Consider the following 15,166-nt stretch of genomic DNA (forward strand, 5'->3'; position numbering starts at 1 on the left):
TCCCTTCAGCGCTTGTCGGAAGTGTCCGGCACCGGGACCGGCGGGATCAATCGCCCCTTTGCTTCCCGCAAAGCGCCAGCACGAGTGGGGGATCAGTGACGCGGCAAATGCATCTCGGCCTGTTTCTCCAGGGCACAGGCAATCATCCGGCGGCGTGGCGGCAACCCGGCGCCTTTGACAGCTTCACGAACATCGACATGGTCCGCCAGATCGCGCAGATGGCCGAGCGCGGCAAGTTCGACATGATCTTCATGAGCGACCATCTGCATGCCGATCCGAAGGCGCATCCGTCGTTCATCGTACGCTTCGAGCCGCTGACGATGCTGGGCGCCATCGCGATGGTGACATCTCATATCGGGCTGGGCGCGACCGTCTCGACGACCTATAGCGATCCCTTCACGGTGGCGCGTGCGTTCGCCTCGCTCGATCACATCAGCGGCGGCCGCGCGGCGTGGAACCTCGTCACCACCATGAACGCGGCATCGGCGTCCAACTTCGGGACCGTGCATCCGCAGCACAACAGCCGCTACGAGCGTGCGGCCGAGTTCGTCGATGTCGTGCTGGGCCTGTGGGACTGCTGGGATGACGACGCGATCGTCAAGGACAAGGAGCGCGGCATCTACGTCGACGCGTCGAAGATCCGCACGCTGAACCACGAGGGCGACTTCTTCAAGGTCAAGGGACCGTTGCACATCGGACGGACGCCGCAGGGCCGCCCCGTCGTGCTTCAGGCCGGCGGTTCGGAGCAGGGGCTGTTGCTCGGAGCGCGAACCGCGGACGTGATGTTCTCGGTCGTCCAGGACTTCACCGAGGCGCAGCAATCCTACCGGGCGCTCAAAGCCAAGCTGCCCCAGTACGGTCGCTCGCCTCGCGACGTGTCCCTGCTGCCCGGCGTGATGCCGATCGTGGGCCGCACGAATGCGGAGGCATTCGAGAAGCTCGCGGCCCTGCAGGGCGAGATCGACGACGGCGTGGCGACTGTCCTGCTCTCGGAGCGTCTCGGCATCGACCTGGCGGAGCACAAGCTCGACGCGCCCGTGCCCGACCTGACGCTTGCCGATACATCGCATTCCTTCGCCCGTGTGCTGCTCGCCAAGGCGAGGCGCGACGGGATGACCCTGCGCGATCTCTACAATCTGACGGCCAGCGCCCGCGGTCACTGGGTGCTGTGCGGCAGCGCCGAGACGATCGCCGACACGCTCCAGCACTGGTTCGAGAACGATGCGGCCGACGGCTTCATCGTCATGCCGCCAAGCTTTCCGGACGGCTTCGGCGACTTCATCGACGACGTGGTGCCGATCCTGCAGGAGCGCGGTCTTTTCAGGCGCGAGTACAGCGGTCCGACGCTGCGGGATCATCTCGGCATCGGGCGGCCGACCGTGCCGTCACAGATGTCTGCGTGAGGCGCGTTCCCGGGGTGGGGATCGACCCGGGCGTGAAGGTTTTGGGGGCGGGACCAGACCCGCAGTGGGAACTTCGATGGAGGCAAGGATGAGCAAGTTGATCGGTCGGCGCGGGACGCTCGCAGGTGCGGCGGCGGCAGGTTTGGCGATGCCGATGCTGGGGCGCGTCGCCATGGCGGCGCCACGGCAGGTGAAGATCGGCGCGGTGCTGCCGATCTCCGGTCCCAACGCCGCCGTCGGCATCGGCATGATGAACGCCATGGACCTTGCCGTGCGCCAGATAAATGCTTCCGGGAAGCTCGCGAACCTCCAGTTCGAGCTCATGAAGCTCGACGACCATTCGTTGCCCAGCGAAGGTGTGGCGGCGGTGACGCGTGCGGCCTCGGATCCGTCCGTGCTGGCCTGCTCGGCGCACTGGAACTCGCCCGTCGCGCTGGCGACGCGTGACGTCTTCCAGCGCCGCGGCCTCGCCAATCTCAATCCCTGCGCCATCAACTGGAAGATCACCGCGGAACAGAAGGGCGACGAGATCTTCCGCATCGCGCCGTCGGACCTGTGGCAGCTCGAGATGGCGGCGAAGATGCCGTTCACGACGCTCGGCAAGAAGACCTATTTCCTGATCGACGACAACACCAACTACGGCAAGTCTCTGGTCACCGCCTTCGACGAGAACGCCGTGAAGTCGGGCGGCAGCAAGCTCGGCGCCGACAGCATCGCCGTGGGCGAGAAGGACTTCACCGCCGTTCTGACCAAGGCCAAATCGTTGAAGCCGGACGTCATCTTCTTCGGCGGCGTGACGACCGAGGCCGCACTGCTGCGCCAGCAGATGGTGCGCCTCGAAGTGCCGGCGCTCTACTACACGGGTTCGGGCACCATGACTCCGACCTATGTCGAGGCAGCGGGCGCGGCGGCCGACGGCACCTACGCCTTCTTCTATGGCTTGCCGTACGATGCGACGCCGGGTGGCGCAGCCTTCATCGAGGCCTACAAGAAGGCCGGCTACGACAAGCCCTATGAGACCTACGGGCTGATCGCCTACGCCGCGATCGAAGCGGTGACGCAGGCTGTCGCCAAGGCGGCTTCGACCGGCGAGCCGACCCGAAAGGGTGTCGTCGATGCTCTGAAGAGCGGCACCTTCAGCACGGCGCTGGGACCGCTCTCGTTCCCCCGCCCGGGCGACGCGGCACAGAAAGTGCTCGCCTTTTATATGGTGAAGGGCGGGAAGTGGACGTTGACGCACTACAGCAAGCCCGACGGCGCCATCGTCGTGGCCGAGCGCCAGAGCGTCTGGGACCTGCCGTGGAAGTGATGTAGCCGGGCAGGGGGCCTCGTCATGTTGTCACAGCAGCTCGTCAACGCGCTCGTACTGGGCAGCGAATACGCGTTGATCGCGGTGGGATTCACCCTCTATTTCGGGATGCTGAATCTCATCAACCTGGCGCATGGCGCCGTCTACATGGCCGGCGCCTTCGCCGCCGTCGCCGCCTATCGCGCGGCGATCGGCGAGGGCCTTTCGTCGGGCCTGGCGCTCGTGGCCATGTCGATGGGCGGGCTGCTGTTCGCCAGCGCGCTCGGCATGCTGGTCGAGAGGGTCGCCGTGCGGCCGCTGCGGCAGGCACCGCCGCTCGTCTTCCTCATCACGTCGATCGCGGTCTATCTGGTGCTCGAGCAATGCGTGCTCGTATTCTTTCCCAATGGCGCCAACCCACAGGTTTTCCCCGATCCGTTCGCCCTGCGCTCCTTCTCCTTCGCTGGCGCGGTCATCGGCGAGGTGCAGATCTTCGTGATCGTGCTCGCGCTGGTGCTGATTGCGGGCCTGCACTTCATCATCAATGGCACGCGTCTTGGCCGTCAGATCCGGGCGATCACGGCCGACCCAATCGGCGCCCGCATGATGGGCGTGAATGTCGATCGCACGGTAGGGTTCGCCTTTGCCCTTGGCTCCGGCCTTGCCGGGATCGGCGGTATCGTCGAGGGGCTCAATTTCGGCTCCGTCTCCTTCACCATGGGCTTCATCGCCGGGTTGAAGGGGTTCACCGCGGCCGTCATCGGCGGCCTCGGCAACGTCTATGGTGCGCTGGCGGGAGGCTTTCTCCTCGCCATCATCGAGGTGCTGGTCAGCGGCTATCTTCCCCAGGGGGCGGCCTACAAGAACGTCGTCACCTTCGCGCTCCTGATCCTGTGTCTGCAGCTTCGGCCCGACGGCCTGCTGGGCACCAAGAAGAGCAGCCGCGTATGAGCGCCCCCTCGGTCGAGGTCGTCACGCCGCGCGTTGCCCGCGAGGGTCTCGCTCGCCTGCTGGCGGCCGTGCTGGGCGTAGGAGTGCTCGGTTTGATCCTCGTGGGTATGCATATCCAGGCGGCCAACCAGATGCTCCTCTACCTCGCGGTACTGGCCTGTGCCGGCGGTGCCGCTGCCTGGATCGCGCGCCAGCGTCTGCCACTGGTCACCGCGATTGGGCAGCAGAGCGGCATCTTCGGCGCCGTGGCGCTGATGGGCGCGGTGCTCCTGCCGCTGATCCTCAACGACCAGTACCAGGTCCATGTGCTGGCCATGGCGGGCATCTTCGCCCTCATGGCGCTGGGCCTCACCGTGACCATCGGCTATGCCGGCCTGGCCGATTTCGGCTACGTCGCCTACTACGCGATCGGCGCCTATGCCTCGGCGCTGCTCAACGTGCGCTTCGGCCTTCCCTTCTGGGTATGCCTGCCGCTGGCGGGCATCGTGGCGGGGCTGCTCAGTCTGCTGGTGGCCTTCCCGGCGATCCGGGTGAGGGGGCATTACCTCGCGCTCGTCACGTTGGGCTTCTCCCTGATCGTGATCCAGCTCATCAACAATCTCACCTGGCTGACGGGCGGCACGGAGGGCATCTCCGCCATCGAGACGCCCGTGCTGTTCGGCTGGGACTTCGCGGCGCCGATCGAACTCGGTCCGATCGCGCTGCCCGGCGAGGCAAGCTACTACATGCTCGTCCTCTTCATCCTGGTCCTCGCCTTCGTCATCCTCACGCGCATCACCCGGTCGCGCTGGGGGCGTATGTGGACGGCGATGCGACTGGACGAGGTCGCGGCCGAAGCGGCGGGCCTCAACATCACGCATCTCAAGCTGGTTGGCTTCGTGACGGGCTCCTGCCTGGGCGGACTGGCCGGCTCGCTCTACGCCCACATGGTCGGCTACATCGATCCGTCGAGCTTCCGGACCATGGATTCCATCCTGCTGCTCGCAGTGGTGGCCATCGGCAACTGGCGCCTGCCCGGCGTGCTGGCCGCGGCCCTGATCTTCGCTGTGCTGCCGGAGAAGCTGCGCGCCTTCGAGGAATACCGGCCGCTCCTGTTCGCGCTCGCCCTGCTGATCATAATGATCATGCGTGGGCGCCGGATGATGGCGGCCCGCTGATGACCTCCATCCTCTGTGTCCGCAATCTGGCCAAGCACTTCGATGGGCTGGTCGCCGTCGACGACGTGTCCTTCGACGTTCATGCCGGCAGTATCGTGGGCATCATCGGGCCGAACGGGTCGGGGAAGACCACGCTGATCAACATGATCACCGGGGTCTACGTCCCGAGCGCCGGCGACATCCTGTTCGACGGGCAGTCGGTGGCGGGGCGCAAATCGTTCGAAATCGCCCGCATCGGCATTGCCCGCACGTTCCAGAATATCCGCCTGTTCGACGAGCTGAGCGTACTAGAGAACGTCATGGTGGGCGCCGACGCAGCGCGCGGCGGCGCGTATTTCCCGGCGCTCCTCGGGCTGGGAAGCGAGTTGCGACGGGAAGCGGACGCCGCGCGCGATGCGATGGCATTGTTGGCCTCGTTCAGCGATGACCTCGTCCGACGTGCCGACGTGCAGGCGGGCACCTTGCCATATGCCGACAAGCGGCGCCTCGAGATCGCCCGCGCCCTGGCGCTGCGCCCGCGCCTCCTGCTGCTGGATGAGCCGGCAGCGGGCATGTCGCCCGATGAGATCCGCACCCTGGTGCGCGAGATCAAGGGGCTGGCGGTGGGCGGTCTCACGGTGATCCTCGTCGAACACAAGATGAGGCTGATCGAGGGCGTGACCGACAGCGTCATCGTGCTCGATCACGGCAAGAAGATCGCCGACGCGCCGTTCGACCAGGTCCGGCGCCAGAAGAATGTCATCGAAGCCTATCTTGGCCGGAGCTATGCCGATGCTCAGTCTTGAAGGCGTGAGCGCCGGTTACGGCCGCGCCAAGGTTCTCAACGACGTATCGATCAACGTCTCGCCGGGCGAGATCGTCTGCCTGCTGGGCAGCAACGGCGCCGGCAAGTCGACGACGCTCCTGACCATCCTGGGCCTGGTGCGCTCGTGGAGCGGCACCGTATCGCTGGACGGCCAGCAACTCGGCTCGGATACCGCCGAGATCGTGCGGCGGGGCATCGCCATCGTGCCCGAAGGCCGGCGCATCTTCGCGCCGCTGACGATCGAGGAGAATCTGCGGATGGGCGCCGAAGCGCGGCGCTCGACCTCGGTCGAGTATCAAGACGATCTCGACCGGATGTTCACTATGTTTCCCGTGCTCAAGGAACGACGCCACGATGTCGGCGGGGTGCTGTCCGGCGGACAGCAGCAGATGCTGGCGATCGGACGCGCCCTGATGGCAAGGCCGCGCTATTTGCTCATGGACGAGCCCTCGATGGGCCTGTCGCCGGTGCTGGTCGATCAGGTGCTCGACACGATCGGCGAGATCCAGAGTCAGGGTGTGTCGGTGCTCGTCGTCGAGCAGAATGCCTTCGCCGTCCTGCGCATTGCCCACCGCGGCTACGTCATGCAAGGCGGCCAGATCGTCCTGCAAGGCAGCGCGGAATGGCTGCAGCAGGCAGACATGGTCGTCGAAGCCTATCTCTAGCTCCTCTTGGACGTGGGTGTCGTGCTCCGTCGTGCCAGACGGGGCATCACGCCAACAATAGCAGTCTTTGCTGGCCGCTTAGGCTGCTGGCTCTCTCTTTTGACCACTCCGGGACGCCACCCAACGTGAGCACCCAAGAGGGCCCGAGAGTTCAGTCGGTTGCGTTATCTGTCGACCGTGCGGGCGATCGAACCGATGGGCGTCCCGCCGATGTACCGTCTCGGGCGGCACCGCCCGCGGCGCAAACGCGCCGCGGCTTCGTCTTCGGCAGAGCTACGGAGGCCTCTAGTATTTCGCGTAGCTCTTTTCTTCGATGATCGCACTGCCGAGGAGCGTGTTGATGCGATGCTTGACGGCGGCCCGCTCGTCGTTGGTGCGGTAGACGGACCGAGCGAGCTTGATGAAGAGGTCGCCGAAATCGCTTGCACGCTCGCAATCGCGAATATCGTCTTCGATGTCCCAGAGCGCCTGATTGATGCGCTTCAATTCCGTGGTCAGGGCGGCCAGTTCGGTCGTCTCTGGATAGCCCTTGCGCAGGGTTTCCTTGAGGGGCTCGTATTCGCGGCGCACGTTCGCCAGCTTTGCCGCGTCACCGATGCGGTCCAGTTTGATTTCGAGAATCGTGAGCTTGTCGATCAGCTCACCCGGCGAGATTTCAACTAGTATCTTGCTCGACATCGTACCTCCGCCTGGATGGCGATGTGCCACCGCTCTGCATTCAGTTTAGGAACTCGAGGGATGTGTCGGCAACGAGAAAGCCGGACAGGCCATCCTCCTGCTGCCGATGACCCAACCAACTGTTCAGGCTCCGGTCTTGTGGCCGGAAAGCCAATCCGCGTAGCTGCAATCGACTGCGTGACACCAGGCCCACCCATCCTCCTTGCTAAGAGGTTCGGCTTTGGCGCTTTTCCGGGCGTGGTGCGGCAGCGCCGGCTGGCCGGGGCAAACCGGAGAGTGCAACGAAGCAAGCGTATGCGAGCTCCATTGTCTGTTCGAAGGTGAGCGTCTGCGCCGTTTCCCGGACTTTGTCCGGATACATCGTGAAATCATCGTCGAATAAGCGCGCCTCCTGCTGGAAATAGCGGCGCCTCACCAGTTCATTCTGTGCGTCGAATGACGCCAGGAATTCTCTCATTTCTCCCCGAGACGGCTTGGGGAGGGCGATCCCGCTCCCGTCGGCGCGTTCCAGCGCCTGCACGATCCGGGTGCGAACAGGCTTCAGCACGTGCTCGTGCTCCCGATCCAATTTATTCAGGAACCGGAGGAAAATCGCGCTCATGCCCGGCAGCGCCTCGTTTTCCCGGGGCAGGGCATAGAGTCTCTTGTGGTCCACGCCGATTAACGAACAGAAGTCCGCAATCACGTCGCCCTCGAGCAGCAGCTGAGGGGCAAAGCGGCGGATCACGACAGCGTCCCGTCCGAAGGCGCGCTCCCAGTCGGTCATGAGCGTGCCATAGAGCATGGCGCGACGGGTCGGCCCGAGGCGATCCGAAAACGACTTCTCGGGGACGCCTCCACCGCGGAGGGCGGTTGAGTAATGGCTTACGGCGACGCGGTCTTGGCGGCGGATGTAAAGTATTACCTTGATACTCGAGAACATGTCCCCAAGTCGGTTGGCAAGGGACACCACTTGCCGCCGGCCGAGATCGACGAGGCTCTCGGCAGACAGGACCACACTGTCTATGCCGGTCCGCTCGGCGTCTTCGACAGATTTACGAAAGTGTGCCCAAGCTGGCACGGAAAGGTCTGGCTGGCCCGGCTTCCGGAAGATCTGGGTGAGAGTCCGCGCCTCGATATTCCCGAAGCTATTGGGCAACAGCATGCCTTGTTGCCGCAATAGCGCCTCGTTGGCGCGCAGAAAGTGCTGGAGCGAGGTCGTTCCAGTCTTCTTCGTGCCGATATGTAGCCAGAGTTTCATCATACGTTCCTAGGATGGGCCGCAAGTTCGATCAAGGTGCGCATGGCAATGCGCGTTCCGTACCGGCCGTTGATCCTGGCAGTTCGGTGGCAGTTCGGGTTGACTTTGATATGAAGGTGGGCTGACCTTATGGCGTTATCATCATGCTTAGGACCGATTGGCCGCCCTGCGCCCGTGCCGCAGGATCGGGACGCCGATTTGCATATTATATGAGCTGGTAATCGGCCCGTATTAGCGAGGCCCAAATGGCCCGCTTCGTGCGTCGGATCGGGTGAAAATCCGTGACCGGGTGTTCGTATTGTAATAGGGGTTTACTCAGGTGGGCGTGGGATCTCTATGACGAAAGTCAATGTCGAGGGTGCCGTGCCTGGGGAGGCTTCCGGCCTGATCGAGCGGATCAGAAGGCAGGGGCGGGTCGGTGCTGCCGTTGGCGCAGCATTGGCGGAATCAACGCACGGAGCGGCATCGACGGCGCTTGCGATGCCCGAGAAAGGTGGCGCCACGGGTGCCGACGTGGTCATGGCAAAGGATAGCGGACAGTCAAGCCGGGGCACGCTTTCGAGGGAGGATCGAGCTGCGCTTTGCCTGCTCTTCACCGACCGAGAGCAGAGTGACAAGGAAGATGCGCTTTCGGACCAGCGCTTCTGGGAGCGCCTTCTCCATTCAGGGTCCTTCGACAGCATCCTCGAGTTCTTCATCTCTGTGCGGTCTGTACCGCAGGACATGCAACGAGGACGTCCGACGGAGCAGTTCAAAGAGCGTGTAGCAGCCGTCCTGGGCCTGCCCGGGTTGGCCAGGGCAGAGACTTGGAGTGGGGCGCTGCTGATGGCCCTGGGCTCCGACTTGGTCGTCGAAGTCCTGTCGCTCGCGCGCCCGACGGCGAAAGCCACTTATCTCCTTCAGCGCGTTCTGCTCTGCCGGCACCTCGGGCTGCACTCCGAGCAGCCGTTCCGCTTTGGCGCGCGGAGCAAGGGGGAGGACCTGCACTTCGATCTGAATGTAGGGCTCAATCCTGTTCCCGATGTTCGCCTTTTCGTCGAGGGCCTGAAGCTCGAGCCGGTGGCGGTTTCAAACGGGGCGGAAGGGGTTGCGCTGACTTTCCAGCTCCCCCCGAGCCTGGACGAGGTGCGCGCCATTTTCGGTAGCCTGGCGATTGGCCAGCCCGAGGCGCACGTGTTTCCGAGCATTCCATTTCGGATGAGCCGTTCGACCCAGCCGACCCGCGATAGCGGCGGGGAATCGGCGGATCCGGGGCTGCTGGCGAGCCTTACGCTGGTCCGCGCCGGGAGGTTCCTGCAATCCAAGGTCAATAACATTCGCGTCTATCTGGGCGCGAGAGAGGTGGCTCCAGAGGGAAATCCGGACGGGGGTGCGGTCTGGCGACTGGGAAGATCGCATCAGGTCGACGGCAGCCGGAGGATCCGGGTGCTGACGGCAGACGGCACGCCTCTCTGGAGCGGGAATTGGAGCGACATCCCGGAGCATTCGGCACCAAAACTCCATCTCGAAATCGAGCGGGTTCGCGTGACGGTGGCCGGCCTGACGGTCGCGTTGCAGTTCGACGAAGAGGATGCGGTCGAGTTTGTCATCGACGGAGAGGTGTCCGCGGGCCTCGCTCCCGCATCGGTTCTCTGGAGCAAGGGATTTGCGCGGGCGTTCGTATTCGAAACGCCACTCGCGCTGATGGACGGGCTCGAGCATACGGTGCGCGTGCGCCTCAAGGCGCAAGACGAGCTGCGCGAATTTCAGACGGCGGTGAGAATCTCGCCTACGACGGCGGAATGGGCGGCTCTTCTGCAGACGAGGGATGCCATTTCCCTGGTCAAAGCCTTGCTGCGTATGGGGCGAGGGGGCGTGCTCGACGAGATTCTGAGGACGCATGGAGAAGCGTTCTCGGATGATTTGCTGACCGATGCTCTGCTTGTCCGGATTGTCGACGAGAGCGGTGAAGGTCTTACCGCAGCGGTTCAGGACGCGTTCGATGCGCTGTGGCTCCGGATGGCGAACCGGCCGCGCGGGCTTGAGCATCTGGCCCGGCGCATCATGACGAATCTTCCCAAGTCTGCCGCTTCGGAAGAGTGGCGCATTATCGCTCAATTGCCCCAGAAGGAGGCACTTGCGGATTTTGCAATTTTCTTGCACCAGATCAGCGATGCCGTGCCCGTGAGGCTTGCGTCCGAGGTGCAAACGCAACTGTTCCGGCTCGGACGCCATGCCCTGGCCAATCAGGCCCCCCGCAATCTGTCGCCCGACGATCAGGCCTCCCCAGAGATCGAGCGGGCGCGTCTGAGAGACCTGCGGCGGCTGTGGGACGGGGAAGCCGCGGCCCTCGCGGCCGACATGCGCGCTCGGAAAATCAAGTCACCCGACATCCAGCGTGCGCTCGTCGACAATTTTGTGCAGCAAGGCAAATACTTGGAAGCGGCTGGCGTCAGTACGGAGGCCCAGGGCGTTTCGCGGCTCCTTTCAAGATCGACGGTTCACCGCCGCATGGCGCGGGACACGTTTCCCATGGGCTGGGTTCAATGGGCGGCGCCGGCCTTCGAGGGGGCGAATGACGACGCGGAGAGAACTCTGTCGCGGCTCGCGGGTGCGCAGTCTCCATCCATCGATGGCTCGATCAGCATCTTCCTCACCTCCGCTGCAATCGACACGAACTGGCCGCATCGGTACTTCAACGATGTGGAGCCAGCGCCCGCCCTCGCCATGGCCGCTCCGGGCGAGACTTGCGGCGCCCTTCCGGCGATCACCGAGTGGACCCTGATCCTGCACGGCGGTGCACCGGTTTCACCCGAGAGCATCAAGGTCATCTTGGAGGCGCGGTTGCAGCACGAAGACCTCGTGCTCATCCATCAGTGTGCCGAGCGGGCAGAAGGACCCGTGATCGAGTGCGGCTTCATGGTGCGAACGAAACACCTGCAGTTCGTTTCGACGATGCTCCCGCAGGATGCCGCTTCGGTTCTGGCCCGGAACCTGAGGCACCGTAATCTCCTCGTCGCGCGCGAGGCTCTCCCGACATGATAACTCTCCCTGTGGCCGTCATGTCTTTCGACAGGCCCGAATATCTCGAGGGCGTGCTCCAGACGCTTGCCCGGCAACAACTCCCCGGCGACGTGCGGGTCGAGCCGATGCTCTTCCAGGATGGCGCCATCGTTCCCGGATCGGATGTTCGGGTTGCCGACCCTGATGCCATCGACCGATCGGTCAAGACGTTCAGCAGCTACTTCCCGTCCGCGGCCGTTTTCACCACGGCCGAAAATCTCGGTGTGGCGAAGAATTTCGACCGCGCGGAGCGCTATCTCTTCCTCACACGAAAGTTCCCCTTCGCGCTCTTCCTCGAAGACGACATGCTGCTGTCGCCTTTCTATATCGACGTGATCGTGCGTCTCCTCCAGATGGCGGACGCTTGCGACTATATCGGTATGGTGACCGCCTACGGCCTGCATCCGAGTACGCCGCTGGCGGTGCAGCGCGAGAGGCGGCGCGAACTCTGTCTCATGAACGAGCATAGTTGGGCCTTCGGCTTGACGCGCAAGTGCTGGCTGAAGCGGGATGAGATCGTCAGCGAGTATCTTCGGATCATCGAGGACGTGCCCTATCGTGAGAGAAGCCGGAAGCGGGATGAAATCCAGAAGCTCCTGACAAGCCTCGGCAAGGGCGGGCGAGGTTACCTTTCCTCGCAGGACAGCGTGAAAAACATGGCGATGGAAATCCATGGCATACACCGCGTCTCGACCTGGACGAACAATGCGCGGTACATCGGCCGGCGGGGGCTGCACATGACCCCGGAGAGATTCGCCCGCCGAGGTTACGACCGGACGATCATGTATCTTGAGCCGCTGGACGAGATTCGGCTGCCATCGAAGTCGGAACTCGATGCGCAGAGAGTCCTCGCATGATGATGCTCCGGCAACACAGGACCTGCGTCCTGCTGTGGTGCCCGGGATGCCCGCCCTGGGATTCCGCGCCATCCATATCACAGCTGAGAACGGGCGGAGACTTCGCGCCGGCTGTCGTCACAGGAAGCGCGGCCGAAGTCATTGCCGAGGCCTTTCAGCGTGAACCTGCTGTGGTCGTCGTGGTTGGGGGTGAAGCGGCGGACATCCTGGCCCTCGCCCCGCTCGCCGCATGGCTCGTCTGGGATCTCGGACCCTATGCGCTGCGGGAGGACCTGGCCGACTTCGTTCAGACACCAGAATTCGAGCGCGCGCTTCGGCGCGTGGACTCCGTGGCAAACGCACCCGAGCGGCTGCGCCTTCTGATCGAGGACCATCTCTTCGTCGGCGTACCTGAGCTTACGCTGCTCGAAGCTCTTGGGGCGCGCCATGAACGCAGCGCGGTGATCCTCGGCTCCGGGCTCGGGAACATGCTCGCCGGGACACCGATGCTTCGCTGGCTGAGCGAGACCTTGGGGCAGCGCATCACGCTCTATGTATCGGGGGCGCTGCAGCAAGCCGTGTCGCTGTTCACCGAGAGCGAACACCTTGGGTTCGTCTATCCCGATCTCAGTTGGACGGCCGGACGCCACTATAGCATCCTGATCTCGGCCGTTGCGTCTGCGCCTCTGGAACCGTTCTGTACGGCCGATCGCTGGATCCGGCAAAACAAGGCATTCGATTACAACCTGCACGGCCGCTTCGTGTCGGAACCGCTGCAGAATTTTTTCGGGCTCGAGGCGATTTCCGAGAATGTCCCCCGCAGCGAGGAGGAAATTCCGCCGCCCTTCGTTCGCAATGTCCGCTACGAGCGGCCAGCCACAAACCGGATCGGTATCGCCAACGGGATCAAGGAAGGGGCGTGGGCGAAGAGACAGTGGCCTGGCATCGGCGCGCTCGCCGCAAAACTCATGACCGCCGGGCACGAAGTGGTCACGTTCGGCCTTCCGGAGGAGCACGTCCCGCAGACGGTCGATGCCACGGGACTTAGTATCCGCGACACGATCGTCCGCATGCTGGAGTGCAGGCTCTTCGTAAGTCACGACGGAGGCATGGCGCATCTGGCGGACGCGATCGGTTTGCCGACGATCTGGATCTTCGGCCCTACGGGCATTACGAAGAATGGGCCGATGCAGCCCTACGCGCGGATCATCCGGAACGCGGGTGAATGTGGTCCGTGCAATTTCCGGCGCGACTGGCTGGCGTGTGCGGAGCCGGTCTGTATGTCCTCGATTTCCGCCGACCGCGTGCAGCCGGTCGTCGACGAGATGCTGGGGCACATTGGGATGGAGGCGCGGCCGCGCGGCGTGGATCGCGACCTTGTGCTGGATGAGATGCGGTCGTTCGACTTGCGGGAGAGTGCGGCGACGTCGCGGTCACGCCGCGTCGAACTCATGCCGAGCCTGCCACACCTGCATGCAGCCGTTGGCGCTCAGATGATCCGCTTCGGAGACTATGAAGGTGCACAAGAGTTCCTAAACGCGGGCCTGAGCACCGGGAAGTATGACAGCTCACTCCTGCGGGACGTTGGCCAGGCCCTGGATGTTCTGGTGAACGAGAGAAGCGACGCCGCCCGATGGGCGGTCTCGGACGCGTCGGTCGACGAACTGTTTTCCTTCGGCCTTCGGCTGCAGGAGTCGAGAGCGCTGCTGGAGTGCATTACGCTGCCGCTGGCGAGTCGTGGCCTGTCGGGGCGCGCCGCTCAACTGCTGCGAGGGGCCTCCGAGCGAATCTCGGGACCGTTGAAGAAGTGGGCCCTGCGGCAGCACCTGAAGATGTTGCTCTCTACGCGCGAGGGTGCCGAACGAGCGCGTCAGGCCGATATGCACGAGTTGCTGTCGGGGGACGCCAAGCTGTCCGAGTTCCTGAAAGCGTCTCTGGCAAGGCTGACGGACCGGGACATCGAGGCCATCCTGTTGCCCAAACCGGCGGTCGGCGGTTCCCACCCTGCGACGGTACTGCCTGAGATCTCTGACGAGATCGCGACGGTGCTCGCGCGCGCCGCAAACGGGCCCGTGCTTGTCGTTTGCCGCTCGTTCGATTCGCGAATCAAGAAGCCTGGTTATGCAGGCGCAGCGATCCACCGTTTGGCGCGGATCTTCGCCCTGCACCACTCGAGCGTGTATCTCGTCTCGACGGATACGCTGGTGCCGCGACGGGCGCCAGAACTGCGGGACAATGTCCGCGTCATCAATGGCTCGCAGGCCTGGTATGACGATGACTGGCTGCGCCTGACGGCGGCGATCAAACCGAGCTTCGTGGTCGATGTCGATGGCGCCGCTCCGGAAATCTTCCGGGAGCTTGCGCCAGACGTGTGGCGAATGGGCGTCGTGACGCGCGGACTCTGGAACGCGAATGGGTTTGCGACATCGCTCGGAGACGAGCTGCAGGTCGGCCTGACTCCCCCGAGGCTGAATTCCACTGAGCCGGATCGCGCGGTGGGATTGGACGAGATGATCGCTCGCTTGCCCCCGGCGATGCGGCCCAGCGGCTTGAGCCATTCGTCGCAGGGCAAGGTGCTCCTGCTGATCAATTCGCCCGAGGCGATCGCGATCGCGCGCTACGTCGTCCGGCGCTTGCCGCAGGTGGCCTTTACGGTGGTATCGGACATGAGTTGGCGAGGCATTGAGCCCAACGTCGAATGCCTCCTGCGTCGCCAAAAGATAGACTGGGCTGCAGTGCTGGATAAGTGTGACGTGCTGGTTCAGGTGTCCCCCGAACCGGCCGACTTGTGCACGGAGGGATGGTCTTTCCTTGAGCAAGGGAAAACCTGTGTGGCGGCTTCGCCGACAGCCGCTGCGTTCGGCGCGATCATGCCGGAGGACGAAGCGCTCGGTGAGGCTTGGGTGGAGGCGGTCCGCACGGCCTGTTTTGGAAGGCGTGCATTGCCGCTCATGCGGGAAAGGGAGACCACGTAGAGCCAAGGTCCGCGGTTTCCTCCGGCAAAAGCGCCGGAGGAAACCGAATTACGCGTCTATTCCCGCTTTACCGTCGAGAGCTGCGCCGGTGGACGGGCAGCGCCCCTGACTCTGACCTTCGATTGC

11 protein-coding genes are annotated in these 15,166 nt (G+C 64.0%); 9 read left to right on the forward strand and 2 right to left on the reverse strand.

The genetic code is table 11. From position 1 onward, the window contains the following. Nucleotides 1-95 precede the first annotated feature (95 nt). The 6 genes from ACO07K_RS27195 to ACO07K_RS27220 all read left to right on the forward strand — a co-directional run bounded on the left by ACO07K_RS27195 (nucleotide 96) and on the right by ACO07K_RS27220 (nucleotide 6,269). Nucleotides 96-1,403, forward strand: a complete 1,308-nt coding sequence (locus ACO07K_RS27195) for an LLM class flavin-dependent oxidoreductase (RefSeq protein ID WP_422033493.1) — start codon at nucleotides 96-98, stop codon at nucleotides 1,401-1,403. A gap of 88 nt (nucleotides 1,404-1,491) precedes the next feature. Beyond that, nucleotides 1,492-2,712 (forward strand): branched-chain amino acid ABC transporter substrate-binding protein, encoded by a 1,221-nt coding sequence (locus ACO07K_RS27200; protein WP_422033495.1) that lies wholly within the window; start codon nucleotides 1,492-1,494, stop codon nucleotides 2,710-2,712. 24 nt (nucleotides 2,713-2,736) lie between these two features. Beyond that, nucleotides 2,737-3,642: a branched-chain amino acid ABC transporter permease gene (locus ACO07K_RS27205; RefSeq protein WP_422033497.1), complete on the forward strand. Its 906-nt coding sequence runs from the start codon at nucleotides 2,737-2,739 to the stop codon at nucleotides 3,640-3,642. After that, nucleotides 3,639-4,799 carry a branched-chain amino acid ABC transporter permease gene (locus ACO07K_RS27210; protein WP_422033498.1) on the forward strand — a complete coding sequence of 387 codons (1,161 nt, stop codon included), beginning with the start codon at nucleotides 3,639-3,641 and terminating at the stop codon, nucleotides 4,797-4,799. The genes ACO07K_RS27205 and ACO07K_RS27210 overlap by 4 nt, the downstream gene beginning before the upstream one ends. Next, nucleotides 4,799-5,584 carry an ABC transporter ATP-binding protein gene (locus tag ACO07K_RS27215; RefSeq protein WP_422033499.1) on the forward strand — a complete coding sequence of 262 codons (786 nt, stop codon included), beginning with the start codon at nucleotides 4,799-4,801 and terminating at the stop codon, nucleotides 5,582-5,584. The genes ACO07K_RS27210 and ACO07K_RS27215 overlap by 1 nt, the downstream gene beginning before the upstream one ends. Further along, nucleotides 5,571-6,269 (forward strand): ABC transporter ATP-binding protein, encoded by a 699-nt coding sequence (locus ACO07K_RS27220; RefSeq protein WP_422033500.1) that lies wholly within the window; start codon nucleotides 5,571-5,573, stop codon nucleotides 6,267-6,269. Before ACO07K_RS27215 ends, ACO07K_RS27220 begins: the two co-directional genes overlap by 14 nt. 285 nt (nucleotides 6,270-6,554) lie before the next feature. On the opposite strand, the gene ACO07K_RS27225 is transcribed toward ACO07K_RS27220, so the two are convergent. Together ACO07K_RS27225 and ACO07K_RS27230 are read right to left on the reverse strand one after the other, a co-directional pair. Beyond that, complete coding sequence (locus ACO07K_RS27225) at nucleotides 6,555-6,947, reverse strand: DUF6165 family protein (protein ID WP_422033502.1); 393 nt, start codon at nucleotides 6,945-6,947, stop codon at nucleotides 6,555-6,557. Between the two features lie 205 nt (nucleotides 6,948-7,152). Beyond that, complete coding sequence (locus ACO07K_RS27230; RefSeq protein ID WP_422033504.1) at nucleotides 7,153-8,187, reverse strand: hypothetical protein; 1,035 nt, start codon at nucleotides 8,185-8,187, stop codon at nucleotides 7,153-7,155. A 336-nt stretch (nucleotides 8,188-8,523) separates the two neighbouring features. Here ACO07K_RS27230 and ACO07K_RS27235 point away from each other — a divergent pair, with 336 nt between their 5' ends. The 3 genes from ACO07K_RS27235 to ACO07K_RS27245 are packed head-to-tail and all read left to right on the forward strand — an operon-like array spanning nucleotide 8,524 to nucleotide 15,040. Beyond that, nucleotides 8,524-11,208, forward strand: a complete 2,685-nt coding sequence (locus ACO07K_RS27235; protein WP_422033506.1) for a hypothetical protein — start codon at nucleotides 8,524-8,526, stop codon at nucleotides 11,206-11,208. Between the two features lie 53 nt (nucleotides 11,209-11,261). Next, complete coding sequence (locus ACO07K_RS27240) at nucleotides 11,262-12,086, forward strand: hypothetical protein (protein WP_422033508.1); 825 nt, start codon at nucleotides 11,262-11,264, stop codon at nucleotides 12,084-12,086. Continuing rightward, nucleotides 12,083-15,040: a glycosyltransferase family 9 protein gene (locus ACO07K_RS27245; protein ID WP_422033510.1), complete on the forward strand. Its 2,958-nt coding sequence runs from the start codon at nucleotides 12,083-12,085 to the stop codon at nucleotides 15,038-15,040. The genes ACO07K_RS27240 and ACO07K_RS27245 overlap by 4 nt, the downstream gene beginning before the upstream one ends. Nucleotides 15,041-15,166 lie beyond the last annotated feature (126 nt).

This window comes from Reyranella sp. (assembly GCF_965228225.1).
GTDB lineage: Bacteria > Pseudomonadota > Alphaproteobacteria > Reyranellales > Reyranellaceae > Reyranella.